16 protein-coding genes are annotated in these 21,190 nt (G+C 37.1%); all 16 read left to right on the top strand.

Features of this window, described 5'->3' with window-relative positions; all coding sequences use genetic code 11:
* Positions 1-34: 34 nt before the first annotated feature.
* The 16 genes from ACESQI_RS14640 to ACESQI_RS14715 all read left to right on the top strand — a co-directional run bounded on the left by ACESQI_RS14640 (position 35) and on the right by ACESQI_RS14715 (position 20,974).
* Complete coding sequence (locus ACESQI_RS14640; protein WP_070737871.1) at positions 35-1,567, top strand: lipopolysaccharide biosynthesis protein; 1,533 nt, start codon at positions 35-37, stop codon at positions 1,565-1,567.
* Positions 1,564-2,760, top strand: a complete 1,197-nt coding sequence (locus tag ACESQI_RS14645) for a Coenzyme F420 hydrogenase/dehydrogenase, beta subunit C-terminal domain (RefSeq protein ID WP_070737791.1) — start codon at positions 1,564-1,566, stop codon at positions 2,758-2,760. The genes ACESQI_RS14640 and ACESQI_RS14645 overlap by 4 nt, the downstream gene beginning before the upstream one ends.
* Complete coding sequence (locus ACESQI_RS14650; RefSeq protein WP_070737788.1) at positions 2,757-3,917, top strand: polysaccharide pyruvyl transferase family protein; 1,161 nt, start codon at positions 2,757-2,759, stop codon at positions 3,915-3,917. The genes ACESQI_RS14645 and ACESQI_RS14650 overlap by 4 nt, the downstream gene beginning before the upstream one ends.
* Positions 3,914-5,128: a Coenzyme F420 hydrogenase/dehydrogenase, beta subunit C-terminal domain gene (locus ACESQI_RS14655; RefSeq protein ID WP_070737868.1), complete on the top strand. Its 1,215-nt coding sequence runs from the start codon at positions 3,914-3,916 to the stop codon at positions 5,126-5,128. Before ACESQI_RS14650 ends, ACESQI_RS14655 begins: the two co-directional genes overlap by 4 nt.
* Positions 5,129-6,235 carry a polysaccharide pyruvyl transferase family protein gene (locus tag ACESQI_RS14660; protein WP_070737784.1) on the top strand — a complete coding sequence of 369 codons (1,107 nt, stop codon included), beginning with the start codon at positions 5,129-5,131 and terminating at the stop codon, positions 6,233-6,235. It begins immediately after the preceding gene.
* A 1-nt stretch (position 6,236) separates the two neighbouring features.
* Positions 6,237-7,589 (top strand): O-antigen ligase family protein, encoded by a 1,353-nt coding sequence (locus tag ACESQI_RS14665; RefSeq protein ID WP_070737781.1) that lies wholly within the window; start codon positions 6,237-6,239, stop codon positions 7,587-7,589.
* Between the two features lie 163 nt (positions 7,590-7,752).
* Positions 7,753-8,697 (top strand): glycosyltransferase family 4 protein, encoded by a 945-nt coding sequence (locus tag ACESQI_RS14670; protein ID WP_373126471.1) that lies wholly within the window; start codon positions 7,753-7,755, stop codon positions 8,695-8,697.
* A 10-nt stretch (positions 8,698-8,707) separates the two neighbouring features.
* On the top strand, positions 8,708-9,796 hold the full coding sequence (locus ACESQI_RS14675; RefSeq protein WP_070737774.1) for a glycosyltransferase: 1,089 nt from the start codon (positions 8,708-8,710) through the stop codon (positions 9,794-9,796).
* A gap of 1,007 nt (positions 9,797-10,803) precedes the next feature.
* On the top strand, positions 10,804-11,862 hold the full coding sequence (locus tag ACESQI_RS14680; RefSeq protein ID WP_070737768.1) for a glycosyltransferase family 4 protein: 1,059 nt from the start codon (positions 10,804-10,806) through the stop codon (positions 11,860-11,862).
* A gap of 27 nt (positions 11,863-11,889) precedes the next feature.
* Positions 11,890-13,494 carry a phenylacetate--CoA ligase family protein gene (locus ACESQI_RS14685; RefSeq protein ID WP_180960037.1) on the top strand — a complete coding sequence of 535 codons (1,605 nt, stop codon included), beginning with the start codon at positions 11,890-11,892 and terminating at the stop codon, positions 13,492-13,494.
* Between the two features lie 815 nt (positions 13,495-14,309).
* The gene (locus ACESQI_RS14690; protein WP_229032904.1) at positions 14,310-15,512 is read left to right on the top strand and encodes a delta-aminolevulinic acid dehydratase; all 1,203 of its coding nucleotides are present in this window, start codon (positions 14,310-14,312) and stop codon (positions 15,510-15,512) included.
* A gap of 14 nt (positions 15,513-15,526) precedes the next feature.
* Positions 15,527-16,225, top strand: a complete 699-nt coding sequence (locus ACESQI_RS14695; protein ID WP_070737760.1) for a WecB/TagA/CpsF family glycosyltransferase — start codon at positions 15,527-15,529, stop codon at positions 16,223-16,225.
* Positions 16,226-16,236: 11 nt separating this feature from the next.
* A complete protein-coding gene (wecB, locus tag ACESQI_RS14700; protein WP_070737863.1) occupies positions 16,237-17,397 on the top strand; it encodes a non-hydrolyzing UDP-N-acetylglucosamine 2-epimerase in 1,161 nt (386 codons plus the stop codon).
* Positions 17,398-17,682: 285 nt separating this feature from the next.
* A complete protein-coding gene (locus ACESQI_RS14705; RefSeq protein ID WP_269107672.1) occupies positions 17,683-17,832 on the top strand; it encodes a hypothetical protein in 150 nt (49 codons plus the stop codon).
* A gap of 296 nt (positions 17,833-18,128) precedes the next feature.
* A complete protein-coding gene (locus tag ACESQI_RS14710) occupies positions 18,129-18,707 on the top strand; it encodes an Arm DNA-binding domain-containing protein (protein ID WP_229032903.1) in 579 nt (192 codons plus the stop codon).
* A gap of 5 nt (positions 18,708-18,712) precedes the next feature.
* Positions 18,713-20,974, top strand: a complete 2,262-nt coding sequence (locus ACESQI_RS14715; RefSeq protein WP_195489615.1) for a Helicase associated domain protein — start codon at positions 18,713-18,715, stop codon at positions 20,972-20,974.
* Positions 20,975-21,190 lie beyond the last annotated feature (216 nt).

Raw genomic sequence — 21,190 nt, forward strand, 5'->3', positions numbered from 1 at the left:
CTTAAGCAATAAGCTATTTTTATACAATCGTTTCATGAGCACAGTATCTGACAATAATAAACGAATCGCCAAGAATACTCTCATACTTTATGCGAGAATGTTCTTGGTAATGTTCATATCTCTATACACCAGCCGTATCATATTAAAAACGTTGGGTATTTCTGATTTTGGTATATTTAATGTTGTTGGAGGCGTGGTAATGATGATGAATGTAGTAAACAGTGCTATGTCGGTGTCTACACAGCGATATTTGACTTTTGAATTAGGGAAAAAAGATTATGTCCAATTTACCAAGACATTCAGTATGTGCATGAATATATTTTTTCTCTTGTGTGTTTTGATATTAGTTTTAGGAGAAACTGTTGGTTTATGGTTTGTAAACACATACTTGATTATTCCTCAGGAAAGAATGGAAGCAGCTAATTGGGTTTACCAATTCTCTTTACTTTCATGTATGTGTACACTTTTAAGCAACCCCTATAATGCCACAATTATATCGCATGAACGAATGAATGTATACGCTTATATCGGCATTACGGAAGTCTTTCTTAAACTTGCCATTGTTTATGTTTTACAGATAATTCAGATAGATAGGTTGACAACTTATGGAGTATTGACTTTTATCAGTTCGTTAACAATAACACTAATTTACCGCTGGTATTGTGTGAAACATTTTGCCGAGGTACGGTATTCATTTTATTGGAATAGGCAATTATTCAAACAATTAGCTTCTTATTCAGGATGGAATCTATTCGGTTCTCTTTCCGGAGTAGCCAAAGGGCAAGGATTAAATATTCTTATCAACATATTTTTTGGTCCATCGGTGAATGCTGCACGTGGAATAGCTTATCAAGTCAATGGCGTGATTCAATCTTTCTTCTCTAACTTTTATACAGCAGTGCGCCCACAAATCACAAAATACTACGCTCAAGGTAATAAAGAAGATATGTTTAAATTGATATTCAATAGTTCTAAAATGGCATTTTTTCTTATCTTATTTATTTCTCTTCCATTGGTTATAGAAACTCCATTCATAATACAATTATGGCTTGGGCAAATGCCAGAATATGTTGTACCGTTTGTTAGATTGGTAATTGTTATTACAGCTATAGATTCCATGTCTACTCCATTGATGACAGCCATTCATGCCACAGGCAATAATCGTTTATATCAATTTTCGGTAGGTTTAATTATGATAATGACCTTACCTATTTCCTATATATTTTTAAAATCAGGTTATTCTCCGTTATCTGTTTTTGTCATATCATTGGTATTAAGTATGATTAGTCTATTTGTGAGACTTGGAATAGCACACAGACAAATTGGATTACCATTCATGGAATATACAAAGCATGTAGTGTTCCGTTCATTTCTTGTCGCATCATTGGCCTTTATAATTCCAGCATGGTTGCATTGCATAATGCAGCCGGGTTGGATTGCAACTGTTAGTGTGTGTAGTATGTGTGTAGTAAATAGTCTTTGTTTTGCATTTTTTGCTGGACTTAGTTTATCCGAGCAGCAAGTTTTAGCCAACCTACTAAAAAATAAACTAAAAATAAACAAATGATAAAACTCGTATCCAAAGATAAATGTACCGGATGTGGCGCTTGTTCCTATATATGCCCCAAGGGATGTATAGAAATGAAGGAAAACGATATGCATGAATTACTGCCTGTTATCAATGCATATATGTGTGTGGAGTGTGGGAAATGTGTTAAGATATGTCCTGTTCTGAATCCCGTGGAAACTTATGTTCCAATAGAGGCTTATGCAGCACGTAGCAACGACAAGAAAGAGGCTTTCAATAGTGCTTCCGGTGGAATTGCCAGTACTTTATATCGTGACGGCCTCAAAGAAAATGCCTATATTGCAGGTGCTGTGCAGAATCCTGATTTTAGCGTAAATCTTATCTCTGGGAAAAATATTGAACTTATTAACCAGTTCAAGAATTCCAAATATGTATTTAGTACGGCTTATCGGTTATATCCAGAACTGGCAACTTTATTGAAACAAGAAAAACAAGTAATCGTAGCTGGACTTCCATGCCAGATTGCAGCTATCCGTAAGATATTCAAGGATAATCCTAAGTTATTCTTGATTGACATAGTATGTCATGGTACTACACCAACGGCTTATTTACAACAGCACATCAAAAAGATAGAACAAGAAATGGAACAATCTGCCACAAAGATGTTTTTCAGAGACCCTTATGTTTATACTTTTACTTTTACTTTTACTTTATATAATAAACATGGCGAGCGCTTCTATGCAAAACGAACAAAAGATGGTGATACATATCAATTTGGCTATCATCGAGCCATATCCTATCGCGAAAGCTGTTATTATTGCCCATTCGCATGCAATAAACGAACCGGTGATTTATCCTTGGCAGATTATCCGGGTTTAGGTTGTATTATCCCTTTTACTCACGAACGGGAATTTATCAATTGTGTATTGGTCAATACGCTTAAAGGTAAAAATTGGTTTCGGAAATCAATAAACAAAGGGAGTATTCTTGCATGGGAGCGTCCTATAGACGAAGCTATTGCCTATAATAGGCAGTTAAACACTCATGCAGAAAAAAGTGCCTATCGTCTTATGTTTGAGAAAACGATGCGAACAAATGGAGCAGATTTTGAGAAAGCGATGGTTCCACTTATGCGTAAAGGTTTACGTAAAGAAAAGATAATCCGCTTGTATATGTTACCGAAACGTATAGTAGGAAAAGTTAAACGGGTAATAAAGAATTTAATAAAATGAAAAGAGTAGGAATTATAACCATACATCATTCTCCTAATTATGGAGCATGTCTCCAATCATACGCCCTTTATAAATACATAGTACAACAAGGGGCATATTGCGAAATAATTGATGTACACCGTCCGATTCATTCAGATTATATTTATGAAAAACGTTATTCGTCCTATAGAAACAATCAGTTCAAACCTTCTGTACGAATTAGAAAAGCTTTAAAAAACATAATTAAGAAGGTACTGGGACGTGAAACGGTTGTAAAACAATTTACTTCTCCAATATCTGAACAGCGTTTCAAAGAATTCAATTCCATTATAAAATATTCACAAACATATAATCGACTATCGGATCTAAAAAAAAATCCTCCCGTTTATGATTTGTATATATCAGGAAGCGATCAACTTTGGAATCCAGCGCAACCCTACTGTTTGGAACCTTATTTTCTAACATTCGTTCCTGATGGAAAGAAAAAAATATCTTTTGCCACAAGTATAGGACTTACCGAATTAACTCAGCAAGAAAAGTCTGATTTTAAAAGATGGTTAAGAAGTTATGATGCCGTTTCCGTCAGGGAAAAACAAGGCAAAGCACTACTTGATGCATTTGTAGAAAGAGATATTGAGCAGGTTGCAGATCCCACATTCTTATTGGACACATCATACTGGAATGAAGTAGCAATATTTCCACAAACAAAGAAAAAGTATATCCTACTTTTTCTGCTAACTGCAAATGCCGACATTTTGGATTATGCAGTACGTTTAAGTCATGAAAGTGGACTTGAACTAATTGTTTTAAAGACTTCACAGTTGGCAACTACAGAAGAAATGTATACTGTTGATAATGATTGTGGTCCACGGGAATTTATTGGATATTTAGGGCATGCCAATATGGTAATAACCGACTCTTTTCACTGTACGGTTTTTTCTTTATTAATGGGTGCGAAAAACTTCTATACATACATAAATGTAGCCACCAAACGTGGAAGTCGTATCACAGATTTGTTGAGTACATTCGGATTAGAAGATCATCTACTACCAACAGATTTTTCTAAAAGTTATCAAGAACTCACTCTAAAGCTAATCAACAGAGAGAAGATATTCAAAATTATTGAAAATGAAAAAAAACACGCAAGAGCATTTTTAGATAGATGGATAAAAGCATGAATAATATAACTCAATTTTCCGATTGCTATGGCTGTGGCATGTGTGCCATAGTGTGCCCAAAACAGATTATATCTATTCAACAAAATATAAACGGTTTTTATGAACCTGTGATAAATAATGATAATGAATGCATCCATTGCGGTCAATGTTTAAAAGTTTGTTCTTATGCTGACGAACAATTGGCACAAAACAATGATGTACTGGCAAGTTATGCTGCCTGGAGTAAAGATCCTGTTATACGAAAAAAATGCTCGTCCGGCGGCGTAGGATTCGAAATTAGTAAAATACTACTTGAGCAAGGCTATAAAATATGTGGCGTTCGTTATAATCCAACTTTAAATCGCGCAGAACATTATATTTCGGTTTCAAAAGAAGAATTAGTACAATCGGCAGGAAGTAAATACATTCAGAGCTATACTGTCGATGGTTTTCGTTCAATTGATCGCAAAGAAAAATACCTGGTGGTAGGTACTCCTTGCCAAATAGATTCATTTCGTAGATATATTCGCAAAAATCATATAGAAGAGAACTTCATTTTGATGGATTTCTTTTGCCACGGTGTACCATCCAAAAAAATGTGGGATAAATATCTGTCAGAGACGGAAAAAATTACAGGAAAAGTGATATACGCTTCCTGGCGTAATAAGATAACCGGTTGGCACGATTCATTGGCAATGGACATTGATGGTGAACATACCGGAGAGAAAGTGAATTGGCATGATTCTTACAATCTGTTAATAAAGGGGGAAAAAACTTTCTTAAATTCCCGGTATTCTCAAGGTGATGCCTTCTATCAGTTATTCCTCAGTGACAACTGTTTGGGTAAAGCTTGCTATGACCATTGTAAATTCAAGTTTCGTTCATCTTCAGCAGACATTCGTATTGGTGACTTATGGGGAAAGAAATATCAGGAAAATGAAGATGGAATCACCGGTGTAGCTGTATTTTCGAAGAAAGGAAAATCTGTTTTGATGCAGTCTAATTGTGAATTTGTGGAAGAGCATTTTGATACTGTTGCCGAAGGGCAAATGAAAGCCCCTGCAAAAAGAGGTAGAATGTATCCTATAGTTCAAAAAATGTTACTTAATGATGATACTTCTATAAAAGAAATCAATTTGTTGATATTAAAAGAAAAAAAGAGACGGATGAATATTGAAAGGATAAAACATCCGTTACGCACATTACTTAATATTATAAAAAAAATAAAATAGATGAAAATTTGCACAATTACCTGCCACGATGTATATAATTACGGAGCTTCACTTCAAGCATATGCTTTGCAACAGTATCTGTCATCATTAGGGCATGATGTGAAAATCATAGATTACAAACCAGATTATATGCGAGTTCATTATAAATTTTGGTTTGTACCGCAAAGTTCACATTACTACAAACGAGCTATAAAGTCTCGTTTGTTCCGATTCTTTTTATGCTGTTATTTTGCGCCTAAACGTTATTCCACATACGGTAGAAAACTAAAATTTGATTCTTTCACAAAAGAATATTTGCTGTTGACACGACGTTACAACTGTTACCAAGAATTAAAAGACAATCCTCCCGTAGCAGATATCTACATCGCTGGTAGCGACCAGATATGGAATAGTGTACTCCCAAACGGAAAGGATCCTGCCTATTTTTTACAATTTGGAGATGAAAATGTAAAGCGAATTTCATATGCTGCAAGTTTTGCTATATCACAGATTGCATGCGATATTAAACCTCTCAATAGCAAATGGTTGAAAAAGTTGGATGCCATATCTGTAAGAGAACATACAGGTCTATCTGTACTTCAATCATTAAAAGTGAAGGGTGTGGAAGTCGTTGATCCGGTTTATCTATTAAATCGTATGCAGTGGTTAAATTTTGCAGGAAAGGATCGTCTAATAAAACAAAAATATGTACTTGTTTATGATTTATACATGAATGATGAACGATTATGTATTGAAGCCAAAAGACTTTCTAAATTATATCATTTGACAATCGTTTCAGTGGATGGAAACATTAAGTGTCCATATGCACAAAAGAACATATCTAATGCCGGACCACAGGAATTTGTCAATCTCATTTTCCATGCAGAATATGTAATAACTAATTCTTTTCATGCCACTTCGTTTTCTTTAATACTGAACCGCCCTTTTGCCGTATTTTACAATTATGATAATATTTCCCGTATATCAGATATTTTAAATCACGTAGGATTAAGTCATTGTCTTAATGCGGATAATCCAATATATAATTATAACTGGATGAATATAAACCAATATCTGGCCGAAATGTGCAAAAAGAGTTATCAGTTCTTAGTTTCTAATCTGAAATAGCATGCTATACTGGTTATTTGTATTAATTTGGTTTTTTTGTGGTATCCAAATATTAAGAAATAATGGGATAACGAGAATGTGTTACTTTTTTGTAGGCATTTTTTTCGTTCCTTCCGTCTTAAAGATTATTCCACAAGCTCTTTTGATGGGACATACCTTTTATGCTACTACATTTATAGTTTCAATGTTCCGATTTCGGGAATTGAAATTGGAAACGTTTTTATCTTGCCCTTTTTTTTATAGTCAATTTTTCATTTTATTAGCATCTTTGCTCATTGGAATTTTTGACTTTAGAATAGGTGTTCCATTAGGCCTTTTAAGAGGAATCACTTCGTTTGTAAGTTCTTATTTCTTGTTTTTTGTAGGCTGGGTATCTTTAACATCAGCATCACAAGCAGACTTTGTATCTAATGACACAAGTGCGATAAAAGAACAGACCTTCTTTGAAAGAATACTTCCGTTAATCATGCCAATTTTATTGTTTGGGGTTTGGAGCGCATTTTCTCGCAGTAACCCCATCTTAGATGCTGTAGGTCTTAATGGACGTTTTTTTTATGAAAATATGGACAATTTCCGTAGCTTTAGAGTTACTGGAGCTTGCGTTTCTTCTTCGGTTTATGGACTTGCTTGTGCCACACTTTTTCTATGCTCTTTTTTTCTTACTAGATATAGAACTAAAACCATGATATTTACTATGATTTTATTATTAGTAAATTTAGCTTTGTCTGCCACTCGTGCTGCTATCATTCCATTTTTAATAGGATTGTGTACATTTATTATACTTAATAAAAATATAAGCAATGTTGCACAAAAATCAATCATTAGCATCCTTGTTTTGTTATTAATATCTCCATTATTACCTCATTTTATAAATGATTTCATAAGCCAATTATTAGATTCTGTAATGGACGTTTTTCTTCCCTCAGGAAGCGGAGGTACTAAATATGGAGGAAGTAATGTGGATGCACGCGAAATGCAAATTATGGCAGCTTTCCAGTATCTGAAACAAAAACCATTTTTTGGACATGGATTTGCGTATTTTGCAGAGGTAATTTCCCATGGTAAGAAACACCAAGAACTGTTAGGAATGGAAAGCTATTTGTGTATAATCGGAGTTGAATATGGTCTTATCTATTTAATCACTATTATCGCTTTTTATGTACAGTGTTTTATCTATTTTTGGCGTAGTAGAGTATATAATAAACTTTATTCAGATTTAGGTTTGTCATTGATAACTATGTTTATACCGTTTCTGATTTTCGCATGGGTAGGTGGCTGTTGGTTCTTTTTCCTTCCGCTACTTGGATATGTAGCAAAAGCTATTTATATAAGTAAAAACGAACAAATTGTCTAATGAACTTTAGAATATGAAATCACAAATCCACTTTGTATTAGGAGCCGGAGTATATCCATACCTTACTGGAGGTATGGAAATATTCAATTATTATCTCATTCAAACTTTACACAATAATTTCAAGATTTCGTACACAAGTTACTTCCGCTTAAATTATGAAGGTGTGAAATTTAAACGTTGTTTACCTATTAAGCCTACCAAATATCTTTTCCCTATACAACTGTTTTTTCATCTGCTTTTCACGAGAAAAGTCAAATGCGTACTTTTTTCATATTCGGCAGCTCACGCAATTGTATGGCGTTCATACAACTTGATTTGCAGGGCATTGCATAAGAAATATATTGCTGTAATTCATTATGGCGATGTTACACCAAGTAAAGATATTGAAACATATAAGCGCTTTTTTCGTGATGCTGAAATTGTTATTGCTGTTTCAGAGGACATAAAAAAGAATTATGATTCTAAGTATGGTATCAATTGTAAGGTCATCTATCCTCTTGTACCATTCTCAGAAGCAGAAATGGACAAACAGACATTAAGAAACAAATATCATATACCTACAGCACCTCATGTGATCTGTATGATAGGTTCCTTAAAAGATATGAAAAATCCGGAGACAATTATCGAGGCTTTGAAACTTTTCTCTTCAGAGGAACTGAAACTGTTCAATCCACACATAGTCTATGCCGGTGATGGAGCATCGCGAGAATATTTGAAAAAAAAAGCAGCAGAATATAAATTAGAAAACAGAATATCTTTCTTAGGAAATATCCCTAAAGAAAAGGTAAAAGATATATATAAGTTATCTGATTATTACCTGATAGCATCTGATTTTGAAGGAACATCCGTTTCTCTGCTTGAAGCGATGTTTAATCGCAAGCCAATCATAGCCTCACGAGTATCAGGTATTGTAAATACAATTCGAGAAGGAAAAGATTGTCTAATGTTCACGGTGAAGAATGCTGCAGAATTGAAAGGATGTCTTATTAAATATATACAGCAACCGCAACTAGCGAAAGATTTGTCTTCAAATGCCTATGAGCATTATTTATGCAATTATAATTATGATAATGTTGTTGCAGAGTATATTGAAATTCTAAATCGATAAAGATTGCATTATGAAGATAATTCAAATAATATATAGCCTTTGCCCTGGTGGGGCAGAAAAGTTTGTAGTCGATTTGTCCAACCAATTGGCAACAATGGGGCATGACGTGACTTTGTGTATGCTGCGTGACGTTACGGATGAATCATTAACCTTCAATAAGCAGTTCCTGCAAAGTAATGTCAAACTACATTCCATGAAATTCTCCAGAGGATTCTCGTGGGGCAAGTGCCGTAGCGTGGAGAAGTATATTCAAAACGAACGGCCAGATGTAGTGCATTGCCATCTGAATGTCATTCCATATGTGTATAGACTTGCTTTATGTTGTAAAAAAATAAAGTTTTTTCATACGTTGCATAGCGTAGCTTCAAATACAGGGGGAACAGGTCTACAATATCAACTAAATCGTTTGTTCTATAATCATAATTGGATTCGACCTATATGTATATCTAAACTGTGTAAAGATTCCTACGAAGATTATTACAAATTGTACAATGCTCCATTTATAAATAACGGACGAGCCTTGGTTGCTGCTTCTCCCTACTATGAAGAGACTAAACGAGAAGTAGAATCTTATAAGACGTCTCCTGACACGCGGATATTTATTCACGTTGCACGTTTCAACCCACTAAAAGACCAACAACTATTAGTGGATTCATTCAATCGACTTAATCAGGAGAATATTGATTTCACCTTGTTGGTTATTGGCAGTGATTATGACTGTGAAGAAGGACAGAAATTGCAGCAAGTTGCATGCTCAAAGATTCACTTTTTAGGTAAAAAAAATAATGTGAACGACTATCTATATTGTGCAGATGCCTTTTGCTTGACCTCCGTTTATGAAGGACTGCCGATTAGCTTACTGGAAGCCCTTTCGTGTGGTGTCACACCTATTTGTACTTCTGTGGGTGGTATTCCTGATGTGGTTATTGATAACGTGAGTGGCTATTTATCAATAAACAGAACAATCAGTGGGTATATGGAAGCAGTGAAACGTTTCCTTACTTATCCACTTCCTCGAAAAGAATTAATACGGTACTATCACAAACATTATTCAATGGCAGTGTGCGCAAAGAAATATGTAAATTTATACGAACAATAAAGATAGTTCAAATGAAATGTAAAATTTGCCAAATAGAAGAAGCAAACAAGACTAATTCGCATCAATTTCCAAGTTTTCTTGCTAAAATAATTAAATTCAACAGTAATTATAAAAGAGATACAGAGTTGATGTTCTCTTTTGATAAATACAAAACAAATATTTATGCTAGAGAACATAGTCAAATAAATGGGATGACTTGTTTGATAGCCTCACGGATAATGAAAGATTAAAAGAATTAAGTGTGAATCCTGTTTCTGAAAATTACGTGTTTTGTGAAATTTGCAAAAAGGCACTAAGCCAATATTTAGAATCACCATATAGCTCGTTTCACAAGAATAAGCAACACGTTTCAGCAGAAATTCCCTTGATATTTTTATAGTTTGGAGAATCTCTACACAACGGAAGAGCGGGTTTTCGTTAGGTAAAGAATTAGAAGAACAACTTCGTTTTATTTTATACCAATATATACTTTTAAAACAAGAAAAGAAAGATGCTACTTCACTTGTACATTCTTTAAACATTAAATGTCGAATAGAGACATATAGGGATTATTGTCGTAAAAATGCAGTTTTTATCATTGTAATTATGATGCAAAAAAATAAAATTTCCTCAATGATAGTTGGAGATATTTGTATTTACATAAACTTTGAAAATGAGAGTATTTCATCTCATTACAATTTTGGGAATTGGAAAGTTTCTTTCGTGATGCCGCAATAAACAGTAGGAAAGAAACTGAAAACACACAATCTATAGATTGTGTGTTTTATCAATCTGTCATGTCTCGATTTATTAAAAAAGCCACAACGATAAAAAATGTGGGCTTTTTGAAATAGCCGATATCATGTGGCATAAATCTGGACGTTTTGATTTTATGCCTATCAGAATGAAAATAGAATTTATATCAGGCATAGTAAATGAGAATATGAAATTGGGAGACCGATACCAGCCTCAATATTTCATTGATAATAAAAAAAATGCAGTGTCAAATCCTATGCTTTATATTTAAGATGCTAACAAGAAAAATTTCAGGACATATTCTAACCATAGGCTGCGAATATCGTCATCCTAAGGGAGGAGTGGCACAGGTGATGTACAACTATGAGAAATATGTATTCCCTGTGTTCAATTGCATAGTTAACTCAGGAGGAACAAATAATGTAGCGAAGCTGCTTAAAGCCATTTCTGGCTATTTACTTATGGCTATTCATTTGACAACAGATAGTCATCTTCGTATTGTCCATATCCATACGTCTTCTTACAACAGCTTCAAACGATCTGCATATTTCGTAAGGTTGGCAAAAGCATTCGGGAGGAAAGTAGTATTACATATTCATGGAGGTGACTTCAAAAAATATTACGTTACAAACCCGAAATGGATTGCTTCCGTGTTGAATCGGTGTGACATGATTGTTACCTTGTCCGAATCATGGAAAAATTACTTTCAGACCATTACTAATGGTCCTCAAATACGCATCGTGGAGAATATCGTGGCACCTCCCCAAGAAGGATGTCAGTTGTGGAACGATGGTAAATGCCATTTGCTTTTTTTAGGAAAGGTATGCAAGGAAAAAGGCATCTTTGACTTGCTGGATGTAATACGCAAGCATAAAATGGAGTTTGAGGGTAAAGTTGTACTTCACATTGGGGGAAACGGAATGACGAACGAACTAACTGGTAGAATGCAACAGGACGAGTTGAGGGACATAATTGTGTATGAAGGCTTTGTGCTCGGTACACAAAAAATTGATTTGCTATATAGCTGTAGCGCATTCATCCTGCCCTCATATACCGAAGGCTTGCCTATCTCCATCCTCGAATCCATGTCATATGGCAAACCGATACTAGCTACACCCGTAGGAGGAATCCCTGAAATAGTGAAACAAGGCGAGAATGGCATACTGTTTCAGCCAGGAGATAAAGAAGCTATCTATGCAGCGTTAACTCAGTTTGTATGCGACAAGGAACAGCAAAAGTACATGGGCAAGAAGTCCGCTGTGATGATTGAACCACATTTCCCCAATAACGTGAGTAAGAAATTAGATAAACTTTATAGAGAGCTGCTGTAAGAAATGCAACAGTTTAATAATGAAAATATGAAACTAAAGAAATATCTATACGAAACAGCCAAGTATGTCTTGCGCAGTTATCCTGTCATCTATCCTTACATCAAGGAGGTTGAAAAACTATATGCTATGTCTCCGGAGGAATTAAACCAACGAAATGAGAAGCGATTCCTGGAAATTTTTCACCGGGCTTACGACAAGTCTCCTTTTTACCGTAAACTATATACGGAGGCAGGCATACGAAAAGAGGACATCACTAGTCTTACCGATATCAAGAAGTTACCTGTGGTTACCAAAGATATGGTGAAACAACATGCTAACGAGATGCTAACGGTGCCGAAAAGGAAAGTGCGTAAAGGTAATACCAGTGGAACTACAGGCACACCACTGTCTGTGTACAGCGATTGGAAATCTATTTGGATGGTACAGGCATACTTGTATTGCACTCGAAAACGCTATGGTTTCACTTATGGACAACGATTCGTTTCTCTTCGCGGACATCTAGACAAGAACAACCTTTCTCTGAAAATACATTTAAGTAACACGTTGTTCTTGTCTAGTTATAACATCAATCCTGCTAATACCCAATTTTATTATGACAGCATTAGAAAATTCAAGCCAAGGGCTATAGAAGGTTATCCTAGCAGCCTTTATACATTGGCTTTGTTATTAAGTGATGCCGGATTAAAGTTGGAAATTCCTGTTGCATTCACATCTAGTGAAACTTTGCTGCCTTACCAAAGGGAAAAAATAGAACAGCAATTTAACACTCAGATATTCGACTTGTATGGCATGACGGAACGAACCATTTCGTTAATGGAGGCCTACAACCATCAAGGGTATTACGAGATGCCTGGATTTAGTATCAATGAGTATCTTGAAGATGGTGAAATTTGTACTTCGCTCATCAATGAGTCTTTCCCCATGATTCGTTATAAGTCAAATGATGTGATGGAAATGATGGAAACCACCGAGGACAATCCTCAAATCGTGGTGAAACATATAGAGGGCCGAAAAGCAGATTACTTGTGCTGCAAGGATGGCTCCCATATTATACTTTTGGACTTTTTGTTTAAGGGAGTGAAACACGTGAAGATGAGTCAACTTGTACAAACTAAAGATGACACATTGGAAATCTACGTAGTTCCTGAGCCTGACTTTGAAGATGTGGATAAGCACCAAATTGAGTACAACTTGATGGATCGTGTAGGAACAGGGAATATAGATTTTCGCATTAAACTGATAAATGAAAAAGATATCAGATATACTCCAAGAGGGAATTTTAAATATCTAATTAACCTAACGTTTATTAAATATCAAGAGACGATTTTTAAAGTAGTAGGTAGAGAAGATGATTATGTAATATGTAAGGATGGCACCCGAGTAACCCGAATAGATTTCATAGAAAACGGAGAACATATCAAGGCTTGCCAATGGATACAGGAAGAGGATGGAAAAGTAGAAATACGCATCGTTCCAGACAAGGGCTTTACAGAAAAAGATCGTTTGTATGTTGTTCGCGAAACTGAGCGAAAAGTCGGCCAAGGCAATCTGGACATAAATACAATCATTGTATCGATAGATAAACTGATATATACCCGCAGAGGGAAATTCAAATTGATAGTGAGGAAATAGCTAATAGTTTAGCTCAATGAATAATGTTGGGATATTCAGTAAATAGTTTTATTTTTCATCGTTTTAAGACAATATTTGTGTCATGTTTTCAAAGAATTCATAAAAAATTATCCTTCAATAGCAAAATCCCCAAATCCAGCTTTCTTGTAGACGTGTCAATTCGCCTATAGCATGAGTACTTATCGTTCCAGATGAAGGTTTTATAGAGAAAGACAGCCTGTTTGTAAAAGAGACAATCTAGAGGTGCATGGAGGTGAACAATTTAAATGTAAAAATAAAAAAAGTCTCTTGGGATAATCTTCTATATACTTTAAGAGAAAAGTTTAAGTTGACAGTAGATAAGTATCTTAATAACTAAAATTAAATAAATTGTCTATAAAATACGGTCAGGTAATCCAGCACGATTTATCAGAAAAAAAATAGAATTCATGCCAAACGAATATTTTTATAGAATTTCAAAAGTGATTATATCTGCATCATATATTTTTTAAAATTAATTTAAATCTTTATTTTCTAGCTTTAAAATACCAAAATCACTACTAACTCTTAAATCCATAAAGGAACTTATTTTACATATAAAGATATAATAACATGTTGATTCCAATGTAGTATTTTTTATCCTGTTTAGAACGAAAATTATTGCATGGGTAATAACAATCTATTTATAAATAAATCATTATACAGAAAAAAGTGATTATAATAGGAAATTCTATAAAAAATCATTGGTTTTAGAAAAGATATGAAATACAACATATTTTCTATGTAGAAAAAACGTAGAAGGTATTATTCTTTTTCAAAATTAAAATAACCATAATATGTTAGAAATAGATAATATTATCAATTCTTTCCTTGCACTAAAAAATTATTGTGAAAGGGAACAATTTAAAGGTTGGGATCCGTATGATGGGTTGAACTCCAAAGTATTTCAAGCATTGCCATTGTTGAAAAAGTCGGCATTATGCAGATTGGTAGTGATACAGGGCTTTAAACGTTGTCCTTTTAATTTGCGCAAATTGGTCCTTGTCCCCAAGGAATATAATGCCAAAGGAATCGGGTTGTTCCTTTCTGGATATTGTAATCTTTATCATGTTGTACATAAACATCCAGAATGGTCGGAAACTTTAGGAACACTTGAAGAGATAAAAAATAGGATCAATGAATTGTCTGAGTTGCTTATCTCTTTGCAATCAAAAGGATATAGTGGCGCTTGTTGGGGATATAACTTCGATTGGCAAGCGAGAAGGCTTTTCCTTTTTCCGAAATACACTCCTACGATTGTGGCAACAAATTTTTGTGCCACAGCTCTGATAGAGGCATACGAAATAACAAAACATATGAAATATTTAGAGGTGGCACTTTCTGCAGCGAATTTTGTAATCAAAGATTTGCATCGGACATCTTATAAGGAAGGTTTTTTGTTCTCGTATAGCCCGCTGCAAGGAAACGATACGGTATTTAACGCTTCATTACTGGGGACTCGACTGCTAAGTTTCTGCTATCATTATACACAAAAAGAGGAATATCGAAAATTGGCCGTACAAAGTATACGAGCTTGCTGTGCAGGACAGAGGGACGACGGTGCTTGGGTATATGGAATGTTACCTATACAGAATTGGGTGGATAGTTTTCATACCGGCTATAATCTGGATGCACTTATCGCTTATCAGGAAATAACAGGTGACGAGAATTTCAAACGATATATAGAGAAAGGATTTAACTACTATATCCAGCACTTTTTCGAACAGGATGGGACACCTAAATATTACAATAGCAGCATGTTTCCCATCGACATTCACTGTCCAGCTCAGTTATTCGTAACACTTTCGAGATTGCACAAATTTAGCGATTACCGTGATTTGGCAGAAAAGGTGATGCTATGGACTATACTGAATATGCAGGACAAAAAAGGGTATTTCTATTACCAATTGAAACCCAAAATCAGTTCTAAAATATCATATATGCGATGGAGCAACGCATTTATGTTTAATGCTATGAGCCATTATTTACTTGCCGAATAATATTTTTTAATCTTATGGATAAAGTTTCATTGAATGGGGTCGAAATATTCCCATTCGATTCCGACCAGCAACTACTGCATTATGTGGACACACATAAGGGTATATTGGTGGCGATCAATGCTGAAAAGATACTGCATGCCACGGAACAGACACGTGCCATCATCAATCGAAATATTGGGTATTGTGATGGAGCCGGTACACAAATAGCTTTAAAGCAGAAAGGTTATAAAGAAGCTTGTAAGATTCCTGGATGCGAACTATGGTTAAAAATTATTACTCACTTTTACAAGGAAAAAACATTCTATCTAGTTGGAGGAAAACAGCAAATCATAAATGAGACCGTAGAGAAACTACGTTCTGAATATGAAAATATCCGAATTGTAGGCTACCGTAACGGCTATATCAAAACGGATGATGAGAAACGACGATTGATAGACGATATTTTGGAGAAGAAACCGGATGTCGTGTTCGTGGCCATGGGGTCACCAAAACAAGAACTGCTGATGGAGGAGATACAGCAACGACATCGTGCCATCTTCCAAGGCTTGGGAGGAAGTTTCGATGTCTATACAGATCATGTGCAGCGCGCACCGAAATGGTGGGTAGAGCATAATCTAGAGTTTGCCTATCGTCTGATAAAAGAACCGAAGCGCTTCAAACGGCAGATTCATTTGGTAAGATACGCATGGTGGTTACTAAGGAGAAAATTATAAACAGAGGATATATGAAGAAAGTAATGTTGGTCTTTGGCACCCGTCCGGAGGCCATTAAGATGGCTCCGTTAGTGAAGGAGTTTCAGAAGCAGAAAGAACGGATAGAGACTGTGGTGTGCGTAACCGGACAGCATCGGGAAATGCTGGATCAAGTGTTAGAAATATTCGACATCAAACCGGATTATGATTTGAATATCATGAAGCAGGGACAGGACCTGTATGATGTGACAGCTCGTGTGCTGACTGGTATGCGTGAAGTATTGAAAGAGGTAAAGCCCGATGTGGTATTGGTACATGGCGATACGACTACCTCAACAGCCGCAGCGTTGGCAACCTTTTACCAACAGATACCAGTGGGACATGTGGAAGCAGGTTTACGTACACATAATATTTATAGCCCGTGGCCAGAGGAAATGAACAGGTTATTGACGGGACGTCTGGCGACCTATCATTTTTCTCCCACTCCGTTAAGTCGTAATAATCTGATTAAAGAAAGCATTGATGACCGTAATATAATTGTAACTGGCAACACAGTGATTGATGCGCTCTATTGGGTAGTGGATAAAATAAAGAACAACAAGGAACTGAATAATGAATTGGAAAATGTATTGAGCAAAGCGGGTTATGATGTAAACCGCTTGAACAATGGCAAGAAGCTGGTATTGATCACGGGGCATCGTCGTGAGAACTTTGGTGACGGATTTATCAATATGTGTACAGCTATTAAAGATTTGATGGTTAAATATCCGGATGTGGATTTTGTTTATCCTATGCACTTGAACCCTAATGTACGCAAGCCGATTCATGAGGTGTTTGGAGAGAATCTTTCTGGCTTAAAAAATATGTTCTTCATTGAGCCATTAGAATATTTGAGTTTTGTGTATCTGATGGAGAAGAGTAGCATCGTATTAACGGATAGCGGTGGCATTCAGGAGGAAGCTCCGGGATTGGGTAAACCAGTACTGGTGATGCGCAATACTACAGAGCGACCGGAAGCGTTAAATGCCGGAACGGTGAAATTGGTAGGTACGGACTATAATAAGATTGTAAACGAAGTATCATCTTTGATTGATGATAAAGCAGCTTATGAAAAAATGAGTAAGGCTGTAAATCCGTACGGTGACGGATTGGCTTGCGGACGTATTGTAAATGCATTGCTATATAGGGTATAAGCTGAATTATGAAGCTGATACTAAATTTTTACCAATCGAAATACTTGTTATTGCTTATGGTTTGTATTACCAAGAGCTAATAAACTTAAAGTGGAAGTTTTTTCTGAAGTTGAACTTCATTATCGAGACTTGTTTCATGGTAAGATATACGAAGTGTTGCTAAACCTAACATCGGGTATAAAATGAAGAATGATGAACGAAAAAAGGAATTTTTTCGGTGGATATTCCTCGGAGAAATTTTGTTGTTTGTGACTTTTCCAGTTTTTACGCAGCAATTATACAAGAATGAGTGGATTGATTCATGTGCTGAGTACGGACATGAATGATGCAGGAAAAACTCGCATAGGTGGTCACTTTTTCAGAAAAGAGTTTCTGCCCAATGTCTGCTTGAATTCGTTAGGAAAGTGGGTGTATCATACAGGCAATCATTTTTGAGCATCACTCCTTTTTCATGGATTGAGTTGGAATTATTTGTATTATACAGAAAATATAAAAAAAACAGTAATATAGATAATATAGGTTTTTATCACAAGAACTGATATTTATCTAAAAGAATCAGGCCTATCAAAGAAAACGAATGATGATCCGATATTACTATTGGAAGTAATGATCACATTACGACGAGTGACAAGGTGAAAAGAGATGATTGGCCGGATAGTAGAAGAACCATATTGGGGAACTATTATGTTGCTGCCACTAAATATACGAAAAAAAACATATCATAGGTTTCTATGTCACCTACCGAAAATGAAAACGTGATTACAATTAAATGGAATGGAGTGGCAGACTGTGTGACTTATCAGCCCTCTTTGCAAAAGAATCTTCGCTTCATTACCCAATATACGGGGAATGATGTAAATGTAGTGTTCGACAGGGAACCGTGGAAGCACTTACAGTCCTCTTTGCAAAACGGGAAATATTCCTTGGAAGGTATATATGCTTTTACATCAACCTACTATAAAATACTAATCAAGAAAATAATAAGGATGCCTACAGTCGTTGTCCGTTTTGAGACTTGTAAGAAAGCCACAGGGTACGGTACGGTTTATTACCGTATCTACAAAGGACATAACCGACGCATGGAATTTTCTTTCCACCTTCATCTACCGACTTCTTCTTGGGATGAAACTACAAGAACAATCCGGGAAGAGCATCCTAAAGCCTGTCTCTTTTGTGCTCAGATAGAAGCGGATCTTCGGCTTTTGAACCGGATTATAACTGAAGATATTACCGGTCGACTGACAATGGGTGATATGATAGCCCAAACAGCAAAGGACAATAATCAAATGAACTTTTTAACTTGTAAGTAAATAGGATGGTACCGTCTTTGACAGATTGCTATCTCCGTCTAGGCTTCAAGGTAACAGAATCCGAAGAGGGACTACGGATAGGCTTCAAGCTGGGAATGGTACATGCCATCGTGAAGGAGGTCCGAAACGAACGTCCTTTGACTCGCTCGGATGCTGAATTGTTCTACGAGAAGTTCTCTACACTAAGTAAAGGGCATCGAAATCTATATTTCAGGATCGTGGCACACGGCGGATTCCTGCCGGAAGCATTGGACTTTGAACTGCATGGGCTGACCGTTTCGGATGAAAGCTATATTGAAAGCCTCTTGTCCGGAAGACATGTGGAGCTTTATCCGCATAACGAAGCGGCTTACAGGGCGATCATGCGGGGATTCAAACAACATCGTATCGGTGCGGTCGTGCAGGCTACCGGGACAGGGAAATCCTATTTGCTGGCACGCTATATCGCAGATCATGCAAAGGAAAAGATATTGGTCTTTGCTCCGAACATCACGATTTTGGACGAGATTCGGAAAGCCGTCGGATTCTCTATTCCGCAAGTGACGTACCGGACATTCCAGTCACTGATCCGTAACCGGGAGGACAATAGGTTGTTACGGGCAGATCATATTCTTATTGATGAATTCCACCATTTCGGGGCGGAAATTTGGGGAGGCGCTTTGCAGGATGTGATAGAAAATAATTCCCGTGCCTACGTCCTGGGAATGTCGGCAACACCGATCCGTCCGGAGGGAATGATTGATACGGTGGATCTTTATTTCGAAGGGAATTTGTTTTATGAACTTACCTTGCTTCAAGCTTGGTATTACAATATCTTGCCGGTTCCGGTTCTGGTACAAAGCGCTTACGGGTTGGACAATAAACTGGACCGGTTGCAAAGGAAGTTGGAACGCAGTGGTTGTTCAAAGGAGCGAAAAGAAAAGGTACAGAGGAAGCTGGATCTGGCACGTGTGGATTTCAAAGAGGCTTTGGGAGCACCAGAGGTCATCCGGAAGTTCCTGCCAACAAGCATACGCAAGCTGCTGGTCTTCTGCCGCAACCTCACCGACCTAAAACAGATGGTGCCGGAAGTATGCGGATGGCTCACGCAGGCTGGACGTACCATCACTCCGTTTGAGATCCATCATGCCCAAGGTGAACGGCAGAACGGCCGGATACTGGATGCATTCCGGGAGGAATCAGACCGGCTGCACGTATTGTTTTCCGTCAACATGCTGATAGAAGGACTGCATGTGGAAGGTGTGGATGCTGTCTTATTCCTTAGACGGACAGAATCATATATCGTTACCTTGCAGCAATTGGGCCGTTGTCTAAATGCCGAGGCTGGAAAACGACCGGTCGTCTTGGATTTTGTCAACAATCTTTCAGGAAAATCGGTCTATGATGTGATGGCTCCCCACTTGGAGCGTCTATCTCTCCTTCCGTCACCCAAAGGATTCGAAGGAAACACCTCTTTTTTGACTACGGGTTTCCTATCAGACATACGGCTGCGCATAGAAGAGATATTGGCAGAACTAGAGCCCTGGCAGATTATGTATGAGAGGCTGATTGAATTCCGTCGGGAAGAAAACGACTGGCCATCAATTACGGAAGGGAAACTCGGTTTGTGGTGCAACACCCAACGCATTGCCTATAAACGGGGAAAATTGCAGGAGGAACGCCGCCGTCAGCTAGAATTGATCGGCTTCGAATGGAACCAGCTCGACTCCAAATGGATGAAAGAATACCGTGCGTTGAAAGTCTTCTTTGATACCTGCGGACGCTGGCCCAAACGTGAAGACGGCCCGCTTGCAACTTGGTGTTATACCCAACGGGAAAGGCGGAAGAATGGACGCTTGAGCAAAGAGCGCATCCGGGCTTTGGATGAGATCGGCTTTGTTTGGAATCAAGACCTTCAAAGGGAATGGATGAAGAATTACGAGGAGTTGAAGTCTTTTGTCGGAAAATATCAGCGTTTCCCTAAATCGACGGAGGGGAATCTGGGTGGATGGTGTCATACACAACGAAAAATGCACAAACTGGGGAAATTATCCCATGATCGCTGGCTTCTGTTGGATAAAATAGGATTTGTTTGGTCAGCGGAACAAGTCTGGCAAGGCAACTTTGAGCAGTTGCGCCTGTTCCATAACCGCCAAGGGCGATGGCCAGGTTGCCGTGAAGGGATATTGGGACGCTGGTGTACTGTTCAGAGACGGGATTATCGAAAAGGATGCATGTCGAACGAACGAAAAGTGCAGTTGGAACGAATCGGTTTCCCTCTGATATGAACCATTGGAATCAGTAGACGTGTCACAAATATTGATGTAGAAAACCTTTCGACAACCATATCATGAATAGGAATTCACTACTACCCCAACGGATGATATATTTGTATTTGAAAACGTAACCAGAGATACTTATACCTTGAAGGCGGAGCAGATGGCAAGATTTCCCTAAAGGCTTCTATTATCGTGAGCAATGAGGGGGACAACGATTATCTCGAA

It is taken from the genome of Bacteroides sp. HPS0048, assembly GCF_964240755.1.
GTDB lineage: Bacteria > Bacteroidota > Bacteroidia > Bacteroidales > Bacteroidaceae > Bacteroides > Bacteroides nordii.

Bases quoted from the DNA above. Each gene is read 5' to 3' on its own strand.
- ACESQI_RS14665 (WP_070737781.1), top strand. From the start codon at position 6,237: ATGCTATACTGGTTATTTGTATTAATTTGGTTTTTTTGTGGTATCCAA.
- ACESQI_RS14680 (WP_070737768.1), top strand. From the start codon at position 10,804: ATGCTAACAAGAAAAATTTCAGGACATATTCTAACCATAGGCTGCGAA.
- ACESQI_RS14645 (WP_070737791.1), top strand. From the start codon at position 1,564: ATGATAAAACTCGTATCCAAAGATAAATGTACCGGATGTGGCGCTTGT.
- ACESQI_RS14660 (WP_070737784.1), top strand. From the start codon at position 5,129: ATGAAAATTTGCACAATTACCTGCCACGATGTATATAATTACGGAGCT.
- ACESQI_RS14675 (WP_070737774.1), top strand. From the start codon at position 8,708: ATGAAGATAATTCAAATAATATATAGCCTTTGCCCTGGTGGGGCAGAA.
- wecB (WP_070737863.1), top strand. From the start codon at position 16,237: ATGAAGAAAGTAATGTTGGTCTTTGGCACCCGTCCGGAGGCCATTAAG.
- ACESQI_RS14685 (WP_180960037.1), top strand. From the start codon at position 11,890: ATGAAACTAAAGAAATATCTATACGAAACAGCCAAGTATGTCTTGCGC.
- ACESQI_RS14710 (WP_229032903.1), top strand. From the start codon at position 18,129: ATGTCACCTACCGAAAATGAAAACGTGATTACAATTAAATGGAATGGA.
- ACESQI_RS14690 (WP_229032904.1), top strand. From the start codon at position 14,310: ATGTTAGAAATAGATAATATTATCAATTCTTTCCTTGCACTAAAAAAT.
- ACESQI_RS14695 (WP_070737760.1), top strand. From the start codon at position 15,527: ATGGATAAAGTTTCATTGAATGGGGTCGAAATATTCCCATTCGATTCC.
- ACESQI_RS14640 (WP_070737871.1), top strand. From the start codon at position 35: ATGAGCACAGTATCTGACAATAATAAACGAATCGCCAAGAATACTCTC.
- ACESQI_RS14650 (WP_070737788.1), top strand. From the start codon at position 2,757: ATGAAAAGAGTAGGAATTATAACCATACATCATTCTCCTAATTATGGA.
- ACESQI_RS14715 (WP_195489615.1), top strand. From the start codon at position 18,713: ATGGTACCGTCTTTGACAGATTGCTATCTCCGTCTAGGCTTCAAGGTA.
- ACESQI_RS14705 (WP_269107672.1), top strand. From the start codon at position 17,683: ATGAGTGGATTGATTCATGTGCTGAGTACGGACATGAATGATGCAGGA.
- ACESQI_RS14655 (WP_070737868.1), top strand. From the start codon at position 3,914: ATGAATAATATAACTCAATTTTCCGATTGCTATGGCTGTGGCATGTGT.